Genomic DNA, 20957 nt, shown 5'->3' with positions numbered 1-20957 from the left:
GGCACTGTTGCAAAGTTAGCGATGAGGCAGCCTTTTGTCTTATTCAAAGGCCTTACATTTCAAAAACTCTGCTTACCAGGCGCATTTCGCCCAGGGGATCACCATAATAAAATGCTGAGGCCTGGCCTTTGCGTAGTGCACGCATCACCTCAATACCTTTGATGGTGGCGTAAGCCGTCTTCATGGATTTAAATCCCAGCGTGGCGCCGATTATCCGTTTCAGTTTGCCATGATCGCATTCAATCACGTTGTTCCGGTACTTAATCTGTCGGTGTTCAACGTCAGACGGGCACCGGCCTTCGCGTTTGAGCAGAGCAAGCGCGCGACCATAGGCGGGCGCTTTATCCGTGTTGATGAATCGCGGGATCTGCCACTTCTTCACGTTGTTGAGGATTTTACCCAGAAACCGGTATGCAGCTTTGCTGTTACGACGGGAGGAGAGATAAAAATCGACAGTGCGGCCCCGGCTGTCGACGGCCCGGTACAGATACGCCCAGCGGCCATTGACCTTCACGTAGGTTTCATCCATGTGCCACGGGCAAAGATCGGAAGGGTTACGCCAGTACCAGCGCAGCCGTTTTTCCATTTCAGGCGCATAACGCTGAACCCAGCGGTAAATCGTGGAGTGATCGACATTCACTCCGCGTTCAGCCAGCATCTCCTGCAGCTCACGGTAACTGATGCCGTATTTGCAGTACCAGCGTACGGCCCACAGAATGATGTCACGCTGAAAATGCCGGCCTTTGAATGGGTTCATGTGCAGCTCCATCAGCAAAAGGGGATGATAAGTTTATCACCACCGACTATTTGCAACAGTGCCCCGTAGAACAAGCAGGCATCACGAAGCCCGCCACACCGCACACCCTCCGCCACTCGTTCGCGACGGCCTTGCTCCGCAGCGGTTACGACATTCGAACCGTGCAGGATCTGCTCGGCCATTCCGACGTCTCTACGACGATGATTTACACGCATGTGCTGAAAGTTGGCGGTGCCGGAGTGCGCTCACCGCTTGATGCGCTGCCGCCCCTCACTAGTGAGAGGTAGGGCAGCGCAAGTCAATCCTGGCGGATTCACTACCCCTGCGCGAAGGCCATCGGTGCCGCATCGAACGGCCGGTTGCGGAAAGTCCTCCCTGCGTCCGCTGATGGCCGGCAGCAGCCCGTCGTTGCCTGATGGATCCAACCCCTCCGCTGCTATAGTGCAGTCGGCTTCTGACGTTCAGTGCAGCCGTCTTCTGAAAACGACAAGCGCCATCGCTAAAGTCACAGGACTCTCTCGCAATACCGTTCGCAAATACCTTCGCCAACCTCCCTCCGAACCGCCCAAGTACCGCCGTCCACAGCCAGCCAGGCCCAAGCTCGGTGAATTCGAGTCGACACTGACCCAGTGGCTGGACCTCGATGCCAAGCGGCCCAAGCGACAACGCCGCTGTGCCAGGCAACTCTTCGAAGACCTACAACGCCTGGGCTACCAGGGGGCCTACGACAGCGTCCAGCGCTTCGTCCGTGACTATAAACAGCAGTCAGCCAAAGTGGCTGCCTTTGTCCCCCTGACGTTCGCGGCTGGTGAGGCCTATCAGTTTGACTGGAGCGAGGAAGAGGTGGAGATCGGCGGCGTGGTGCAGCGGGTCAAGGCTGCCCATTTTCGCCTCACCCACAGCCGCCAGCCCTTCGTCATGGTGTTTCCTCGCGAAACCCAGGAGATGGTGTTTGCCGCTCACGATGCGGCCTTTCACTACTGGGGCGGCGTGCCACGCCAGGGCATCTACGACAACCTCAAGACCTGTATCGACCAAGTACTTGAGGGGAAAGAGCGCCGCTTCAATCCCCGCTTCCTGGCGCTGATGAGCCATTACGTCATTGAGCCGGTAGCCTGCACCCCTGCCTCGGGTTGGGAAAAGGGCCAGGTTGAGAAACAGGTTCAGGATGTGCGCCGGCGCTGCTTTACACCCCGGCGCAAGGTCGACAGCCTGGCCGAGCTCAACCGTCGGCTTATCCAGGAGCTGGAGCAGGCAGCACAAACACGCCCCCACCCGGACGACCCCTCGCAAACAGTGTGGCAGCGCTTCGAGCAGGAACGGACCACCCTGCGCCCCCTGGCTGCGCGCTTCAATGGCTATGTGGAGCGGGAGCTGCGGGTTGACAGCACCTGCCTCATCCACTTCGACCGCAACACCTACAGTGTCGACAGCCGTTACGCCCATCGTCATGTCACAGCCCGGGTCTTCGCTGACCGGCTCCAGGTGTATGCCCAGAGCGAGCTTATTGCCGAGCATCCCCGCCAGTTTGGCCGGGACAAGACCCAGTTCGACCCCTGGCATTACCTCGGCCTGCTCGAGCACAAACCCGGCGCGCTGCGCCACGGTGCTCCCTTCAAGGAGTGGGTGTTACCGCCGGCTTTGAGCCGCTTACAGCAGCAACTGCTGAGCCGCAAGGGCGGTGACCGGGACATGGTCAAGCTACTGTTGGCTGCCCGGCAGGACGGACTCGACCTGTTGGAGCAAGCCTGCCAGCAGGTACTGCTGCTGGGCGGCAGCTCGGCCGAGCTGGTACTCAACCACCTGCAGCGGCTGCGCCGCCCCGTCGAGGTGCCACAGCTCCATGCTCAGGTGGTGCCGCTTGCACAGCCGCCGCAGGCCAACTGCCAACGCTATGACAGCCTGTTACCGGGAGGTCAGCATGTCAGCCGATGAAATTTACCAGCGCCTGCAGGGGTTGAAACTGTTTGGTATGGCGGCGCTGTGCGACGAGCTGCTGGCGCATCGGGAGCGTCCCTTACCACCGCCGGAGCAGTGGCTCAAACGGATGATCGAAGCCGAAGAATCCGAACGTCAGTGCCGCTCGATCCGCTATCAGATGGGCATCGCCAAGTTCCCGCTGGCCAGGGACCTGGACAGCTTCGAGACCGCAGACACCCCGGTCAGCCCCGTGCACCTGTCCGCGCTGGATAGAGATGACTTCCTGGAGCAGAAGCGCAATCTGCTGCTGATAGGCGGAACCGGGACGGGTAAAACCCATCTGGCCATCGCCCTGGGGCGCAATGCCGTGCGCCGGGGCAAGCGAGTGCGTTTCTACGGCGTGGTGGATCTGGTCAACCAACTGGAGCAGGAGAAGGCGGCAGGCAAAGCCGGGCAGCTTGCCAACCGGCTGGTCAATGTCGATGCGGTTATCCTGGACGAACTGGGCTACTTGCCGTTTGCCGAAAGCGGTGGCGCCCTGCTATTTCACCTGATCAGCAAGCTGTACGAGCGCACCAGCCTGATCCTGACCACCAACCTAGCCTTCAGCGAATGGAGCAAGGTATTTACGGATGAGAAGATGACAACGGCGATGTTGGATAGGATCACCCATCACTGCGAGATCATCGAGACAGGAAACGACTCCTACCGCTTCAAACAGAGGATGAAATCAGCCAGCTAACCCTGGTCAATTTTGGACGCTGAACCCTGGTCATTTTTCGATGCTGATTGACATCGGTGGATTTCAGCATGAACAGAGCCTTTGCAGGAAGTTAATTTGATATTTGCTTAGAAAATACACGTTACTGAGTTTGCAGGCACTGATGAGAAAATGGGTACCGTCCTTGTAACAGCCTGAATTAGACCTGGGTATGCATATACCGGTGTAGTGATAAGGAAGCAAGGCTCGGATGACATCATGGCGAGGGAGTTGATCCCATCATTAACGCCGGATATATGGTCGCAAACCGTATCAGCTCAGTTCTTGCACAACCCAGGGGCGTCCATATATAGTCTAATCACTCTACGAAAATACAACGGTCAGGTATGAGAAGTGATGGCGTATGTGAGCGCGATAAACAAACTGAACAACCTTAGTTTGCCAGTAAGAAAGCCCCGAGTGTCACGGCCATCAGGGTTTGGGGAAGTCAGGCTGATTTAGGCAACAGCGCCACATCCACACACGTACAAAGCTACGTCCATTTAAATGCCATCCTCAATGCAAGTTTATGACCAGGTTTGTTTGATGGCATATAAAGGGTCTATTGCCATAACATGGCAATTTTTATCGAACATTTTTCCATGCTTACAGCTATGATTTCATCATGTACACAAACCCTACTCATTAAAAAATATAGTTTTAAAAAACAATCTGTTAGGTGAATTAAACTACTATCTAAATGTCAAAAACTTGTGCCACAATATGGCAATGAGCATTTGGCGCTGCCATATTTTGGCAGACACTCCCACATCTCCCCTTACTGAACCGGCTTATCACACAGATAACTCAGAAAATTCATTAAAATATGAACAAATAGTGACTAAACATGCAATTACAATCACTTAAACACTCATCTCATTGTCTTGTCCCACGATAGTACAATGGGATACCATTAATTATAACCAGGCCCCCTTAACGAGCCTCAAACGCTCCCCTGCACTGAGGGGGCTTTATTATGTATATTGTGTAGCCTTCGGCGCTATATTATAGATGTTCAATAATTATACCTTTTCATTCTGGCTTTCATTTACATCTCACTCTAAATATGTATTTCAGGATGAAATGTTCTCTATATAGAGAACCTCTTAAATAATATTAATGCTGAGTGATAGCATTACGATTCCATTCACTGGCGGAGAAAAAATAAAGAAAACACCTCTCCCCCCAGAATAAAAATTGAAGAAACCTGATTCTGAAATTTAATAATATATGCAGCTCTCATCAATGTTGTATTCTGGTGATTCCATTATCCAGACTTGTTCAACTTGGCAGCTCTGGAGTAAAGCAACCGAAAGTTGGTAAACACAGACGGAAAACGGGGTCAGTTTTTTCGGACACTACATCTCGGCATTCCAACTCCCCTCTGCACCATACCTTACAGAAATTTCCATTTTTTGCCCCCTGTTAGATGGCTTCATTTTTCATACATTGTCGCTATCCAGTACATCCACTGGAGATGACAAGGAGATCTATGATGAGCAACAGCAAAAAACCAATGACCACAGAAGCCGTATCTCGTATCCATAGTGCTGAAGCGCGGAGTAACGGAGGTGGTGTGAGTAAAGACAGTTTCACCGCGCGTGCACAAAAAACCGCTGCAGTCACCCCGCCAAAACCGGAAACTAAAAAGTAAGGAAACAACATGTCTAAAAAAGATGACGACGATAACCGCTCGCGTCAATTAAACCCCGAGCACGATGCCTACTGGCAGAGTCGGGGCTACGATGAGCGCCCTGATGATGAAGATGATGAATGACTTTTTCAGGGAGCCTATGGCTCCCTGCTGCCTATAGCTTCATTATAAAATCGATTGTAATGGCTAAAACATGTAACAACCTCATGATCCAGTTCTGGATCACCCGTTACATGAATCCATCCAGATAATATATCCGCTACGCCCCACATCGGCTCACAATAGTGAAGAACCTCCTCGACATCAAAATATTCTGTCTTGGCTAACTCTTCAAGTGCTCCACGTAACCATTCTCTAACCGTTTTAAATTTTAGATTTCGTTTTCTTGCATAAAACTGACGTAAACTGGTTGCGATAGAATCTTCATTGCAACCCGCGTACTTGGCAAAAGCCTGATAGCCTATTGACTTGGATACAAAACGTTTCAGAAGAGGTTCAAACAATCCAGACCTATGAGGCACCCACTTATCTAGTGGGGATGTAGGCATCATTTTGAGAAATATCGATTGTTTGTGTTCCATCGACACATGGCGGTTAAAATCAGCATCAAACGCCGCTAGCATCTTAATAAAAAGATATATATTGAAATAATGTAGAGTTCTAAACAGGACCCTGTTTTGTTCAGGCCCCATGTTAAAATCGCTATCATTGACTCGCAACTCTACATTCAACTCCATTAGACTAGCTCTCAGCCAGTCGTTCTCTAAAACTTTCTTGGCTCGACTTCTCCCACGAAGACCATCTAGGCTATCCAATAAAATCTGCAATTCATATAGGAAACTTTCTGCTTGCGCACACGTTTGTGGGTAATAACCTGTGATTTGAAGGCCTTTGAAGATGCTTGGCCATTTCACACGAATCGCAAATTGCGATATTAGTATGGGTTCAGATGGCGTATCAAAAAAATCAGCACTAACACCCCTAGTTACTGAGATATCCTTCAATCTTTTGATGAATTTTTCTGACTGAGTACTGTGGCACTCATCCCCTGATGATAAAAAATACTTGTTTAGTGTTTTGGCACATGGAGGATACAGCTTGTCTTTATTTATGCTAGGGGAAGTAAACACGCCTCGAAAAAATTCCCCTTGTGAAGGAAAACCAAGCCATTCGATAAACTGCGATGGATCATAAAGAAACATTTAATACCCCCACCGATTAAACGCCAGCGGCATCTTGTTGAGCTTCTCGCGGTGCTCTCGCCAATTTGGCAGGTGCAGATCCATCAGGGAGATAAATCGCTGGTTATGCTTGCGCTCTAATAGATGCACCATCTCGTGAACCACAATAAATTCCAGGCATTCAGGGGGCTTCTTGACCAACTCGAGGTTGATCCAGATGCGAGCAGTATCTGTTTTGCAGCTACCCCACATGGTTTTCATGCGTTTGATACCCACAAAGGAAGGTGACACCTTTAACGTCTCCTGCCACTTAGCGATAAGATCTGGCAAGCGCTGGCGTAGCAACTGGCGGTACCACTCAAGGAGCAACACCTCGCGGCGGTCTGCGTCATAGTGTGCAGGCACCCGCATACGGATCCAGCCGCCCTGTAACTTGACGCTATGGTCACCATCGGTCTGAATCACATCCAGCCGGTAACCTCGTCCCCAAAGATAATGGGTCTCTCCGCTACACATCTTGCGCTCGCTCTGGCGCGGCTGGGCAACAAACGCCGCCTGCTGCTGTCGAATCCAGGCCAGTCTTCGCACCACTGCAACTCGAATGGCGGTATCTGACAAAGAAGCAGGCGCGGATACACGCACCCGTCCATCAGGGGGTAATACATTGATGTGCAAGTTTTTGATGCCCTTGCGCTGCAACTCGAACGTCAGCTCACCGAAGGTAACCAACGCCATCAATGGTACTCCGGCTGGGCTTTTACCAGGGTCATCACATCCGCGACGGTCACATCGTACTCTTTGATCTCTTCGGCAATAGCAAAGGCAACCTCCCGCTCTTTGAAGCGATCACCGAGCCAGTCCGCTTTTTTGGTATATCTGACGGCAGTATCGATCTTGGTCACCAGCACTTCATCGCAGCCCAAATTGTCATATAGCGCGCGCTTGGCTGAGGTATCTACACTCGCAGGGTAGGTCTGTGCCCCCCCGCTGGCTGGACGTTTCACCTTCATGGCCAGCTCGCGCACCTTTTCCAGATACTCTTGGTAAGAGATAGCCTGAGAGCGACGCAGCTCAATCAGCTCATCGAGCAGCACCGACATCTTTTCGTAGTACTTGGGGTTAACCGGATTCTCGTCGACGATGGTCCGTCGCACGTTGTTTTCAATCGCCTCAGCCATAGCCTCGGGGTCTTTACGCAGTCCCTCAGGCGCCCCCTCAAGCCCTTCAGCTCCCCGCTCGATGATCAGCTCCAGCAATCCCAGCTCTTCAAAGTCCATAAGGGTTTCACTGGGGTCAGCATCAATATAGAGATCCAGCATCTGGCGCATCGCCGGCTCGAATTGCTTCATATCGACGTGATCACTACTGGCTACTTTGATCATGTCGCGCACCTTGCTGTAGTGCTCCACCTCACGACGGATTACAGCAGCCTGGCTCGCGCTATAACCGGCCTCTTCCATCTCCCCCGCCAACGCGGTGAACGCACGGATAAGCTTGGCGACATATTGATAAAGGGTTAGACGCAGCGCCTCCTTGTCGAGCAGCTCATCTTCGTTTGCCCCCGGAGCACAGCAGAAGTAGTGCTGATAATCCAACTCCTCGCGGGGAGCCTTGACCGGTTCGCAGAGCGTTCGCACTACCTCCAGAGCGTCGTCAAGATCCTGCCGTCCTTGCGCCAAGCGATCTTTGAGTAACCCAGCGACATCCTCCTTGTCATAGCCTTCAAACGCCTCGGCCGTATAATCCTTGACGGTCTTCTCAAGAGAGCGAAACAGATCCTTGTAATCGACGATGTAGCCATACTCCTTATCGGCACCATCGAGCCGGTTGACCCGACAGATAGCTTGAAAAAGGTTGTGATCGGCCATCTTTTTATCGATGTAAAGGTAGGTCGCCGACGGCGCATCGAAACCGGTCAACAGCTTGTCCACGACAATCAGCAGCCGCATCCGACCAGGCTCCTTGATAAAGCGCTGTTTGACCGTTTTCTCAAACTCCTCCACCCGCTTGCCAGCCTCATCCTCGCTCTGGCCGAAAAAGTTCGCCAGCATCTTGCGATAGATATGGTATTTCGCCAGCTTTTCGGTCAACCCAGCACCGGTCGTCTGTCCTTTGATGTTACTGGCATTAGGCTGATAGCTGGTGATGATGGCACACTTGTCAGCAAATCCTGCCTGACTGAACAGCTCATAGCTTTTGCAAGCCTGATAGACACTGGAGCACACCAACATGGCATTGCCACGGCCATCCGCCAGGCGCTGTTTACGGTCAAAATCGAGCAGGATATCGGCCACGATCTGCTCGAGTCGTGAGCGGCTCGAGAGCAGCTTCTGCATCGAGGCCCACTTCTCTTTTAACTGCTGGCGACCAAGTCGGGAGAGCGCCTTGGTCTTCACCTCGAACCATTCATCCACCTTGGCCTGGGACTTGACCCGTTGGTCAATGTCGCGGGCCTCATAACGCAAGTCCAGCACCACCCCATCGCTCACCGCCTCGTCAAACTTGTAGGTGTGAATGAAGGGTCCAAACACCTCTACCGACTTCTTCTTATCCTTCTTCATCAGGGGTGTGCCGGTGAAGCCAATAAAAAGTGCCTCGGGCAATATGCTCTTCATGGCCCCATGCAACTTGCCCGACTGGGTACGGTGGCACTCATCCACAAACACAAAGAGTTTGCCCTTGGCCGCAAAATCAGCCGGCAGGCTGGCTTTGAGCTCGGCGATAAATTCATCGTCATCTCGCTCAGCCGTCTCATCTTCTTCTTCCGTGTGTCGGCCAAATTTGTGTACCAAAGAGCAAAGCAGCCAAGGGTGTGCCTCGTTAAGACGGCGTACCAGATCGGCCCCACTCTTGGTGCGCAGGATCTCCTCTTCAACCCCGGCAAATACTTTCTCTATCTGCTCATCGAGCTCGGTACGGTCAGTGATGATCAAGACCCGACTATCAGCGACATTCTCTCGGATCCACTTGGCCAGCCACACCATGGTCAGGCTTTTACCGCTGCCCTGGGTATGCCAGATGATCCCGCCCTCATGACGTTCAATAAACCGCTTGGCTGCCGAGATCCCGAAATACTGGTTATGGCGACAGGTTTTCTTAACCCCACTATCGAAGACAATAAAGTTGTGAATTAACTCAAGAAAGCGCCCCTTCTCGCAGAGCTGGGCCAGGTGGCGATCCAACGGATTTTCATCCTGCGAAGAACCGGCCTCTTTCCACTCCAGATAATATTTCTCAGGGGTTTCGATGGTACCGTACCGCAAGCCCTGGCTGTCGTTGCCTGCCATGAGCAACTGTTGAGTGGTGAAAAAATTGCGAATGAAATCCTGTTGCTGGTTGTCGAGGTTTTGCCGGATCCCTTCACCGATAGAGACGGTGGATCGCTTGAGCTCGATCACCCCTAGCGCAATACCGTTAACGTAGAGCACCAGATCCGGCCGCTTGGTATTCTCCCCCGCGACCGTCACCTCCTCGGCGATGGCAAAGTCGTTAGCCTCAGGATTGGCCCAATCTACCAGCCAGACGGTCTGATGCTGCTCACCCGCCCCGCTCTTCTCCTTCACGCCATAGCGCAACAAGCGGTAGACCTCTTTATTGGCATCATAGAGCTGACGCCCCTCCCCCAGGCTGGCCGCCCGTTCGAGCTGACGCAGGACTCGGGGAATAAGCGCAGCATCCACCCCACTGCCCATCAACCAGTCAGTCAGCAGAGCAGGTTCGACATTACGATTGTTGGGGCGGGTGTGCCAGTTACCCAAATAGCGATAGCCCAGATCCTCAATAAAAAACCTGACTACTCGTTGTTGGGTGGCGCGTTCACGTTGACCGACAGCTGTCACTGTTTAATTACCTCTGCTTATGCCAATCCAGGCTCGAACGTAGCATCATCCGCTTCAACATCAGCACCATCGATTAATGCCAGCACCTGATCAAGAAAACGTTGTGCTTCATGTACATCTGTTGCTTGCCGTAAGTAGTGTGGTATCCGCTCAACAAATTCGGAGCGTGATAGAGGCTGATGCTCAAGCAATGCCTCGAGCATGGCTGGCCGCAACAAACGGCGATCATCATCAACATCCGGTAGCGCAACAGCGATGACATGCTTGGCAAAATACCGAAGCTGTTCCTTGAGTCCCAGCTCTGGTATAGGAGATGTCTCTTGGTGATCCTCTGCCTCTGCAGAAGGCTCGCTCTCCTCCATATACTCATATGAAGGCATTGTAACCTCAGGCTCCAACGTCTTGAGCTGATGGAGTTTCCGGATAATCGGGGAGAGCACCTCGTCAGGATTACTGAACCAGTCTGTGGACCAGATGCGGCTAATTTTCCAACCTAAACGCTCCAGAACCTCCTGACGCAGCCGATCTCTGTCTCGGGCAGACTTGGCCGAGTGATAGGTAGCACCATCACACTCGATACCCATCAAGTACCGACCCGGACAGCCAGGGTCTTTCACCGCCAAATCAATAAAGAATCCGGCCACCCCGACCTGAGGCTCACACTCGAACCCGGCTTTCCTAAGCGCCTCCATTACGGCAACTTCGAAGTCGCTATCTGGTGCCTTCCCTGTATGGGTGATTTGTGAGTCCAGTGTTCCTTTTTCAGCAAACTGGAGGAAACCTCGCAAAGAAACGACTCCAAGTTTACTGGTCTCACTCGTCAGCACATCCTCTGAGCGCATCGAGCTGAAGACATGCATCCGCTTCTTCGAACGCGTGAAGAGTACGTTCAGACGGCGCCAGCCTACATCGGAATTTATTGGCCCAAAACGTTGATAAACCTTCCCACCATGTTCGGCAGGTCCATAGGTAAAGGAAATAAAGATCACATCGCGCTCGTCACCCTGCACGTTCTCAAGGTTTTTAATGAAAAGCGGCTCTTCCATGGCATACAAACCATCGATAACACGATCGACTTCCGGCCTACTGCGGCGCAGTTCATCAATAGCACGTTCGATCTGGTCGCGCTGTTTTGAACTCATCGCAACTACACCAAGTGATTCACCCGGTCTGTGCTGCGCATGATGAAGCACAGCCTCTGCCACGGCCTGTGCCTCTTCGATGTTATGCTGGTTGGAGAAACGTCCTTTCGAAACATAGGTAAATTTGATCCCATACTCCGGAGACTCCGCATAAGGAGAGGGGAATATTACCAGATCGCTGTTATAAAAATGGCGGTTGGAGTAGGCGATCAGCTTCTCGTGCCGGGAACGATAGTGCCAACGCAAACGCCGCATGGGGAACAGCGGCAATGCGGCATCCAGGATACTGTCCGTATCGCTGAGCGCGGCGGCATCATCGTCATCCTCACTCTCCACACTTCGATCAAAGAAACTGGTTGGCGGCAACTGCTTGGGATCCCCCACCACCACCAATTGCTTGCCCCTGGCGATAACTCCCAACGCATCCTCTGGCTTTACCTGGGATGCTTCATCCATTACCACCAAGTCGAATTCCATCCGTCCAGGTTCAAGGTAATGAGCTACGGACATTGGCCCCATCATGAAACAGGGCTTTATAGCAACCAGAGCACTACAGGCTCGGTTGACCAACTGCCGAATTGGAATATGTCTTGCTTTTTTGCCCAGCTCATTCTTGATCAGTGCCAGTTCGGTGTATTCACTCTTCTTACCTCCCGCGTTTCCCTCCGGGACATGGCGACGAGCAATCTGCGCAGCAATGCGCTGACGCTGCAACGTAATCAGCTTTTTGTCGTACTCCTTGAATGATGCTTGCAAGGCATTGCGTTGGGTACCAGAGATCCTCATCAATTCAGGATGGGCCTGAATAACCTCGCGGGCCAACTGGTCATGGAGTGCCAAGGCCAAACCCAGTTCAATTTTTTCCACAGGGAGCGTTCCGGCAAGGACTGCAGACCAGATCCGTTGCAATCCACGTTCCTGCATCTGTTCGTAGCAACGAATAAAGTTGACCCACCCATTCAACCAGCGAGGCTGTTGAATCGCCTTTTCGTTCCGCTCCAGCAATGCGTTCAGTGAACAGTCTGTCGACTTGAGCCACTGACCGTTATCCAACATTGTTTCTTGTGCAAATCGCACAGCATGCTGCTCCTGGTCATGCCATTTCAGGCCAACTTCAGCACCATCACGGCAAAGTAACGCATACTCGCTCGCATTATCCAGATGCCTGACCCTGGTGGCCAAAGAGGCACACTTTATGTCTCCAACCAGTTGATCAGCCAGATTCAGCGTGTCGCCGATAATGGTTAGTGCCTGTCGATTATCTTTATTCAACCCAAAAGCCAACGGGACTGATTGCGCAAAGACACCCAACTCCGGTTTCTTATTTTCAAGGTCAATCTGCAAGGCAGACATTTTTTGCAAGAGATCGGAGAAATGTGTCATCTGACCCAGTGATACATCTGTATTGACAAACCACCCCTGTAAAGCAGTCAGCGTCGCTTGCACTTGTTGGCAAGCCTGTCTCAATGCTCCTTGTTCACCTAGCCAGACAGGATGATCTTTCAGTTGGTGGGCAATGCGCGGCAGCAACTTGGTCTCATTTTCTGCCTGCTTCACCAAGGCCATTATTTTCGTGCTGAACTGTGACTTCTCAATCTGATGGACGCCTTTAATGATTTCGCCATCCAGAGCCATCACATCAGAGCCTATCGCAACCCGCTTTCCAAAGCCGATGCCGTAACAAGCGCGGACCTGCTTGTACCAATCGCGCAATTGCATCAACTGCACGCAATCCGTGTCCAGTCCACGGTATGCGCTGCCGAGTTGATTACCGAAGGCTCTTTGCTCAAACCGCTGCAGTAACTCCGTGTACTTCACCAGGTTAGTTGACCAACGTTTCAACTCGGCAAACTTGGTTCCTGGCTGTCGAGACAACCCTGTGAGCAAGGCCTTGGCATTACGCCAATCACTCTTGAACCATGAGAAGAAACCACCCTGCTGAATAATCGCAACAGCACGAGCAAGTTGCTCTTGGGACGGTAGTCTGTCCAACTGATACAGCTCGGACAAGTTATCCCTGAGGGGACGCAACTCTTCAATCTGCTGAACCAGCTCGAGCAGTACAGCATCGAGGCCATCATCATCAAACAGTGGATCACGTACCCTGATGAGCTCTGCCGGCAAGGCCCCCACAATAGACAGCAATTCTGCACAGAATACCAAGCCAGGTTGGGTATCATTGATGTGTGCAGAGAGGCTGCCAGGTAACGCACTCTTGAAGTCGCTCAGCTGACCAGAGAGGGATGACAACTCATCTTCGATGCATCGAACAGACTCGAGCCACTTGATCAAGTCACGAAGAGAGAAATGTTCAGCAACACCGTACTTTGCCAACTCCTCACTGGGAAAGTCGCATTGCTCCCCTCGCTCTAATAGACGGAGTTTCTCGGGTTCAATGGCTTGACTCAAGGTGTCATAGTAGCCTTGAAGGGTGTCAAATCTCGCCAGATAGTGACGAACGCGTGCTATCGCATCCGAGGTATCCATCCCGGGAAGTGCGGCGAATAATTCCGATCCGCTCAAGCTAGGTAGATGCTTCTGATCCTGTACCAGTTGCTCAATATGGGAGAGCGTATCGAGCCCCTCACCTTCCAGAGCCCATTTGTCTAAAAAACCTTGATAATGATGATGAAAATGGAGGATAGACGCCTGCCAAGCTTGTAACAAATCAACTATACGAGCGCTGTCAAACAGCTGGATTTGGGTGTTATTCACACCACTCCAAGGGTGCTCATATATTTCTGCATCGGCCCCCACCTGCTCCCGCACCTCCTTGTAGATACGGCTAAACTCCACCACTTGGTCGCTCAGTCGTAGCTGAGCCACCTTGTCCAGTTTTTTACCAGATAAGTTCTCAATATGGAGTGCTGTTGCATCTATATCCAATTTGTGGCGATAGCGCGTCGCACCACTCAGGAGCTGATGGATAGTCCTTCCCGTGAGCTCCCAAGGGGTGTTTATCAATGCTGCATATTCATTGAGCTGCCTCTTGAGCTCTTCATAACGCGTAATCTGGGCGTCAATTTCTTCCGTCGTCGGCATTGTTGCCTGACGCATCATGCGGGCTTCAATATCCTCCAGCACCTTACGCTTATGCGTCTTGTGGCTGTGCAACTCCAAGCAGAACTCACCCAGACCGGCGCGATCCAGACGACGCTTGACGACCTCCAAGGCCGCCATTTTCTCTGCCACGAACAGCACCTTCTTGCCATTGAGCAGGGCCGCAGCAATCAAGTTGGTAATCGTCTGTGATTTGCCGCTGCCGGGAGGGCCTTCAATGACCAGATTTTTCCCATGGATGGCATCGATCAACGCACTGTGTTGCGAACTATCCGCATCATCGATCAGCGGGATCTTGTCATGGATCTCAGGGTAACTATCGATGCAATACTCATGTTGGCTTAATCCACCTGTTGAGTCGGCATTGTTTTCGCCGCCCCCCTGACTGGTGAAAAAGCGACGGATCACCTCATGAGACAAAATGTTGCGTTTGTCCTGAGGCCAACGAGCAGGATCGAGATCCAGATACATCATCATCTTGCCAAAGTTGAGCAAGCTCAGCGCCCCGTAGCGTTTCACCGACCACCTGGGTTTATGCTTCCCAACGACTTTGGTCACCGCAGCGAGATAGGACTCAGGTGTCTGCTCTTCGTCAAACATAGGAAGAGCCAGCCCAAAGTCAGCCTGTAATTTCTCCTTCAAGGAGAGATTGGGCAGGATATCTTCACCCGTGTAATGGATCTGGTATTTGTAGAGGCCATCCTTGGGATCCAGCTTGCCACGCTCACATCGCACAGGAATGGTGAACAAGGGGGCAAAGCGTGCTTTATCCGAAGTATCGCTCTCGTACCATTCGAGGAATCCCAGCGCCAGATACAGGATATTGGCGCCACTCTCTTCTATGGCCGTTTGAGCCTTGTTGTGGATGGCCCGCAGACGCGCCTCGAGCTCTCCGGGGAAGAGCAGAACCTGTATCCGCTTATCGTCATGACCGGGGTAGGATGGCGATATAGTGAGCGCCTTACCTATCTTGGCCTGACGTTCAAAGTCCTCAAGCCCTTCATAACCCGCCAGGTTGCAGGCTGTGGTCAGTTCTGACAAATTGAGGCCTTGTTTAGCGTACTGGGTCCGGATACCGGTCAGTTTTCCATCTCTGGCCTGGCCATATTGATAGATAAACTCATGGGCCTGCTCCAGCAGTGGCCGGTTTACTTCTGAGGCATGCACCCGCTGGCCAGTGGGTAAATCGAATTCGGTGCTGACCCCCAAAACCTGTGCCCAATCCTTGGCCGTCGGAAGGGCCCTTAGCTGGACATCCTTACCATCCTCACCAACCTTCAGATAGCCATGCTCCAACAGTTGTTGGCGGGTTGGTTCAGGGACTGGCGCAAACTCCATTGCGACTTCCGCGCAGAGTGTTTCATAGAGCTGCTCTGGCAGCTCATCAACAATACGTAGTGCGGAACCTTTATTGGTGAGGGGAAAGTTGAGCAGACGATTGCGAGAGGTGAGATCCAATAACTTCTTTCGCATCGCCTCAAGGGAGGTTAATACAAAAGGATCCACCCCCTCTATCACTCCACCTGTGGATGATGCTTCTACAACCGACATACAGCTCTCCAATTATTTTTTGAACTCTCAACCCAGGCCAATAAAAAGGCCACATTGAGTCCTCACAAAATCTATTTTTCAGTAATACTTAGCGGCGCATGATCGCCACTGATAACACAACCATCAACAACAAGGTCTCGATATTGCGGTTTTTCTGAATGGCGTTCCAGTGCCACAGACCGTGACCCCCATACCGCTCACATAAACCGGACCATCCAATCTTGGGCAGCATGTTCTCGCTGTCCAACCGTACTCATGGTTGTTCCCTCATCTTGGCAGCCTCTGCAGCCAGCACGGCTAGCATCTGCTCCTGGTGTTCTTCGATCTCGGTTTCCTGCCAGCGACCTTTCTCTTTCATCAGCCGGACCATGGCGAGCAACTTGAGGCTATCAATCTGGTTGTTGGCAAGGCTCGCTTCAAAGTGCTCCTGCTTCTGTTGCGGCTGGAAGTTACTCAGGCGCGAGTTCTTGCTGTGGCTGATAAGGCAAAGGTTGCCAAACGAATGAAGTGCACTCTGCTCGACCGGTTTATAACCATCCATCGGATGCTGGGGTGAGAAGTGTTCCACCGAACTGCGGAATGTAAACTCGAAACGGCGATACAACTCCATATCACGATCTTTATCTTGATTTCGATTCGTAACCCACAGCAGGTAGTCGAGGAAATTGAAGACAAAGTTGTTCTCGATATGACCGAAGCGAAGTTTGGATGTAATCACCTTGTGCAAGCTCTCATCCACATTGATGGCAGGCAAAAGGGCGTTATCAAGGTAGAGCATCTGGTAATAGGAAGCCCCTTCACCCGGCGCCAAAAAGCGCTGGAAGACAAAGCGGCGAGCCTGACTCTCCAGATAGGACAGATAAGCCCCTGCCTCTACCGGTTGAGCAGGGTGACAATTGTCGAACAGATATCTCAGTGCACCATTCAGCCAATGTTTGTAAACCAGGGTCGGGGTCGACACATGAAACGCCGACAGCAACATCAGGATCCGCCGGTTAACACCAGAGAAACCATTCTCATTTTCATCCTTATCAAAGGTATTGATGTAACTGACGCTCTTTTCCGAATACCAGTGCAGCCGCTTCAGACTCCAACCATCCTTGCCATCGGCAAACTCGCGCTTGATGATGAACTGATCAAACAGATACTTGCTCTTTAACAGGCCATAGATAAAACGCTTAACTGCCGCTACTGGATCCGGTTGCCTTATCACTCGGATCTCAAACTGATCAACCAGTTGTTTATCATCAAGCGGCACCCCCTCCGTATCACCCGGGTCGCGGCTAACGAGTCGCAGCACATGGAGCAAGAAGTTGGAGAAGTTGATGACGCTGTTAAAGCGTTCGGAGCCTGCGCTCTCCTCCTCCACCGTCTGCTCACCATCGAGCTTGTCATCCTGCAAAATGGCCAACAAGGTACGCCCCTGGCTACCGGCAGTGGCCCCGTTTTTATCGGCAGCGTCGGCCGTGTTAGGGGACCCTAGCAGATCAAGCAGATGGGCAAAATCACGGGGCACAAACTGGCCCCAGTCGCTCTCACCAAACAGACGGTGGCGCTCTTGCGGGGTAAAGCCGTACTGGATATAGCGCTCCATATTGGCGCAGGCATCCCATACCCGGGTCAGGATATGAATACTTTGGCGACGATGCTCTTCCTCGGGTATCTGGTTCAGCGTCTCCATCAGCCGCGCCTTGATCACTTCATGCTTTTCCAACTGCTCGCCGCGATTGTTCATCGCCTCGAAGAAGTGATTGAGATCGGTATCCTTGGGTACCTCAATACGAGAGATCTGCACATGCGTGAAGAGGTAGTCACAAAAGGCTGTCAGTTTAGCCCCCACCAAACCAAGATCCGCCATTGCCTTGCCAATCAGCTCAAAACCGTTCACCAGACCTTCATTGAAGGTACTCCCCCGCAAATCGTGGGGGGCAACACCCTGCCATAAGCGCTCGAAGGTATGGCTCGATATCGGGCGACTCTCAAAAGCGAGGTTGATGGTCTGATACCAGCTCATATCCACCGAATCTATCGCGTGATGTTTGAGCCAATTGGCCAGCAGAGAGAGGGTAGTAAAGCGCTGCTGGCCATCGATTACCTCGAAACTGCCATCGTCCCGGGCAAATACCACCAAGGTGCCGATATAGTAGGTTTGCTGTTCCTTGGCTCCGACCGATTTTTGCTGATAATCCAGCACATCCTGCAGCAGCTGGGTGATCTCTCCCTCTCCCCAGGCGTAGTTGCGCTGGTACATGGGCACCAGATAGCGGGCGCGATCTTCAAGCAGTGCACGAATGGAAAAGGGGTGGACGCCTGCATCACTCATAATATTTCATCTCCCGAAACAGCCCGACCAGTTCATCTTCGGCGCCGTTGCGATTGTTCTTGTTCTCTCGACTGCTCATGCTAGGCAAAGGGAAGCCGTGCAGGTCTCCCGGCAGACGGGCATCACGAATGGCACGGATCAGATTGTGCTCCAGCACGTAGTTATCCATGGTCGCCAGTTGCACCACCTGCTGGCGAATACGGCAGCGATAGGCCCAGATAAAGCACTTCTCGATGGCCAGTGACAGCCCCTGGCTGCCGAACTTGTCGATATAGAAGATCAGGGCGCAGTCGAACATGGCCCTCACATAACGATCCCCGGTGCGGTGGCGACGCTCGTAGCTGCCCAGGGTCGAGAGCACCTTGCTGGCCATCGGCGTCAGCGTTTCGCCGAGCAGGGTGGCTGATTGCGTCTTGCCGGAATCAGACTCCTCGGCCACGATGGCGGCGACCCGCGTCTGGTAGTACTCGGCCATCTCGAAAAAGCGACGGCCATTGATGATCATCTGGTCGAGATGAAAGGGAAACGCCATGCGCTGGCCGTCAATCTTGCGCTGGTACTGGCTGTTGTACTCATCGACAAAGTGGTGGGCGATACGCAGCGACTCCACGTAAGGGAAGTGCCCCACCCGGTCGAGATTGACCCCCTTGAAGAGATCCACCTCCCCCTTGCCAAAGTAGCGGGCCGACTTGCCCTCGGCCCACTGACGTACCCGATAGAGATAGAGGGCGAACAGATTGGCCAGCTCGTCGCTTGGCAGGCGCTCCCAATGGGCGACCGCCTCGGCCTTGAGGTTGGCCTCATGACCGGCAAACTCGCGCAGGTGAAATGCCTTGAGCAGATCGTGAGGAGCCAGATCGCGCCCCCGGGCATTTTGCGAATCGAAGAACTGGAACGCCTCCGAGATATCCTGCAGCACAAAGCAGACTACCTGACAGCGGTTAAGCAGAAAGTCGATTTGCTGCTCGTCAAACTCTGGACGGGCCACCAGCCGACGCAACTCCAGATAGTTGCGTCTGAGGTTGAACTCCGAATCCCGGCTGGGGAAGCGCTGGCGCTGCATAAACGCATCGATAGGTCCACGCAAGGCCTGCAATTGCTCACGCAGATCCTGACGTTGAAACCGGATACTCTTCTCTTTGCCACTGCGAGTTTCATTATCCAGCACCTCGATCAGCGCCTTGACGGTCAACATCAGGGTCAGGGTGCGTTGCTGGCCATCGACGATATCAAGCATCTCGCCCTGCTCACTATCGGTGTGCTGATGAAACACCACCGAGCCCAGCCGATAGGCGCTCTTGTCCTGATGGGTCGCCAGATCACTGAAGAGATCCGAGATATTCTTGGAGCCCCAGCGGTACGGTCGCTGATAGCTTGGGATGGCCAGTTTGGGAATGGCCAGCAACTGGCGTACCGACCGCACCTGATTATTGATGCTCTCCATCACGCCTCCTTGGATAGCGGCAGGCGGATACGGCCGGTCAACAACTGCTGCATCATCCCCTGCTTCACATCACGGGCCTTGGCCAGCTTCTGCTCCAGTGCAGCGAGCTCGCTATCCATATCAGAAAGGGAAGGTGCGAACAAGTTCCTGATATGAGATCATCATGTTCATCCGGAGCGCATCCCAGAGGGACATCATGAGCCATCAACTCACCTTCGCCGATAGTGAATTCAGCACTAAGCGCCGTCAGACCCGAAAAGAGATTTTCCTCTCCCGCATGGAGCAGATTCTGCCATGGCAGAATATGACCGCTGTCATCGAGCCGTTTTATCCCAAGGCGGGCAATGGCCGACGGCCCTATCCGCTGGAAACCATGCTACGCATTCACTGCATGCAGCATTGGTACAACCTGAGCGATGGCGCGATGGAAGATGCTCTGTACGAAATCGCCTCCATGCGTCTGTTTGCCCAGTTATCCCTGGATAGCGCCTTGCCGGACCGCACCACCATCATGAATTTCCGCCACCTGCTGGAGCAGCATCAACTGGCCCGCCAATTGTTCAAGACCATCAATCGCTGGCTGGCCGAAGCAGGCGTCATGATGACCCAAGGCACCTTGGTCGATGCCACCATCATTGAGGCACCCAGCTCTACCAAGAACAAAGAGCAGCAACGCGATCCGCAGATGCATCAGACCAAGAAAGGCAATCAGTGGCACTTTGGCATGAAGGCCCACATTGGTGTCGATGCCAAGAGTGGCCTGACCCACAGCCTAGTCACCACCGCGGCCAACGAGCATGACCTCAATCAGCTGGGTAATCTGCTGCATGGAGAGGAGCAATTTGTCTCAGCCGATGCCGGCTACCAAGGGGCGCCACAGCGCGAGGAGCTGGCCGAGGTGGATGTGGACTGGCTGATCGCCGAGCGCCCCGGCAAGGTAAGAACCTTGAAACAGCATCCACGCAAGAACAAAACGGCCATCAACATCGAATACATGAAAGCCAGCATCCGGGCCAAGGTGGAGCACCCGTTTCGCATCATCAAGCGACAGTTCGGCTTCGTGAAAGCCAGATACAAGGGGTTGCTGAAAAACGATAACCAACTGGCGATGTTATTCACCCTGGCCAACCTGTTTCGGGTGGACCAGATGATACGTCAGTGGGAGAGATCTCACTAAAAACTGGGAATAACGCCTTAAATGGCGAAGAAACGGTCTAAATAGGCTGATTCAAGGCATTTACGGGAGAAAAAATCGGCTCAAACATGAAGAAATGAAATGACTGAGTCAGCCGAGAAGAATTTCCCCGCTTATTCGCACCTTCCCTA

11 protein-coding genes and 1 pseudogene are annotated in these 20957 nt (G+C 52.7%); 5 read left to right on the top strand and 7 right to left on the bottom strand.

Annotation, left to right across the window (positions count from 1 at the left end):
- Positions 1 to 52: 52 nt before the first annotated feature.
- A complete protein-coding gene (locus AB5Y81_RS03895) occupies positions 53 to 757 on the bottom strand; it encodes an IS6-like element IS26 family transposase (RefSeq protein WP_001067855.1) in 705 nt (234 codons plus the stop codon).
- Between the two features lie 65 nt (positions 758 to 822).
- Between AB5Y81_RS03895 and AB5Y81_RS03890 the strand changes: the two are divergent.
- The 4 genes and pseudogenes from AB5Y81_RS03890 to AB5Y81_RS03875 form a co-directional block, all read left to right on the top strand.
- Positions 823 to 1044: pseudogene (locus tag AB5Y81_RS03890) on the top strand (tyrosine-type recombinase/integrase); the annotation flags it as partial.
- A 52-nt stretch (positions 1045 to 1096) separates the two neighbouring features.
- Positions 1097 to 2692, top strand: a complete 1596-nt coding sequence (gene istA / locus AB5Y81_RS03885) for an IS21 family transposase (RefSeq protein WP_368146564.1) — start codon at positions 1097 to 1099, stop codon at positions 2690 to 2692.
- Positions 2679 to 3419, top strand: coding sequence for an IS21-like element helper ATPase IstB (istB, locus tag AB5Y81_RS03880; protein WP_010675356.1), 741 nt, complete (start codon positions 2679 to 2681; stop codon positions 3417 to 3419). The genes istA and istB overlap by 14 nt, the downstream gene beginning before the upstream one ends.
- Before the next feature lie 1513 nt (positions 3420 to 4932).
- Entirely contained in the window at positions 4933 to 5091 is a 159-nt protein-coding gene (locus AB5Y81_RS03875; RefSeq protein WP_162901958.1) for a hypothetical protein, read from the top strand.
- Between the two features lie 137 nt (positions 5092 to 5228).
- On the opposite strand, the gene AB5Y81_RS03870 is transcribed toward AB5Y81_RS03875, so the two are convergent.
- From AB5Y81_RS03870 to AB5Y81_RS03845, 6 genes are all read right to left on the bottom strand, one after another.
- Positions 5229 to 6293, bottom strand: a complete 1065-nt coding sequence (locus tag AB5Y81_RS03870; protein ID WP_152610164.1) for a hypothetical protein — start codon at positions 6291 to 6293, stop codon at positions 5229 to 5231.
- Complete coding sequence (locus AB5Y81_RS03865; protein ID WP_039038872.1) at positions 6294 to 7007, bottom strand: M48 family metallopeptidase; 714 nt, start codon at positions 7005 to 7007, stop codon at positions 6294 to 6296.
- Positions 7007 to 10111, bottom strand: a complete 3105-nt coding sequence (locus AB5Y81_RS03860) for a type I restriction endonuclease subunit R (protein WP_039038873.1) — start codon at positions 10109 to 10111, stop codon at positions 7007 to 7009. Before AB5Y81_RS03860 ends, AB5Y81_RS03865 begins: the two co-directional genes overlap by 1 nt.
- Positions 10112 to 10128: 17 nt before the next feature.
- Entirely contained in the window at positions 10129 to 15864 is a 5736-nt protein-coding gene (hhe, locus tag AB5Y81_RS03855; protein ID WP_368146562.1) for a DUF4011 domain-containing anti-phage protein Hhe, read from the bottom strand.
- A 253-nt stretch (positions 15865 to 16117) separates the two neighbouring features.
- Positions 16118 to 18187 (bottom strand): DUF262 domain-containing HNH endonuclease family protein, encoded by a 2070-nt coding sequence (locus AB5Y81_RS03850; RefSeq protein WP_279484456.1) that lies wholly within the window; start codon positions 18185 to 18187, stop codon positions 16118 to 16120.
- Entirely contained in the window at positions 18180 to 19631 is a 1452-nt protein-coding gene (locus AB5Y81_RS03845; RefSeq protein WP_279484457.1) for a DUF262 domain-containing protein, read from the bottom strand. The genes AB5Y81_RS03850 and AB5Y81_RS03845 overlap by 8 nt, the downstream gene beginning before the upstream one ends.
- A 196-nt stretch (positions 19632 to 19827) precedes the next feature.
- On the opposite strand from AB5Y81_RS03845, the gene AB5Y81_RS03840 reads away from it, so the two are divergent.
- Positions 19828 to 20808: an IS5-like element ISKpn26 family transposase gene (locus tag AB5Y81_RS03840; protein ID WP_201889691.1), complete on the top strand. Its 981-nt coding sequence runs from the start codon at positions 19828 to 19830 to the stop codon at positions 20806 to 20808.
- Positions 20809 to 20957: the final 149 nt, after the last annotated feature.

Origin of the sequence: Aeromonas sp. s2, from assembly GCF_040907935.1 — a bacterium.
GTDB classification, from domain to species: Bacteria; Pseudomonadota; Gammaproteobacteria; order Enterobacterales; family Aeromonadaceae; genus Aeromonas; species Aeromonas dhakensis.
This window is presented reverse-complemented; position numbering and strand designations above follow the sequence as displayed.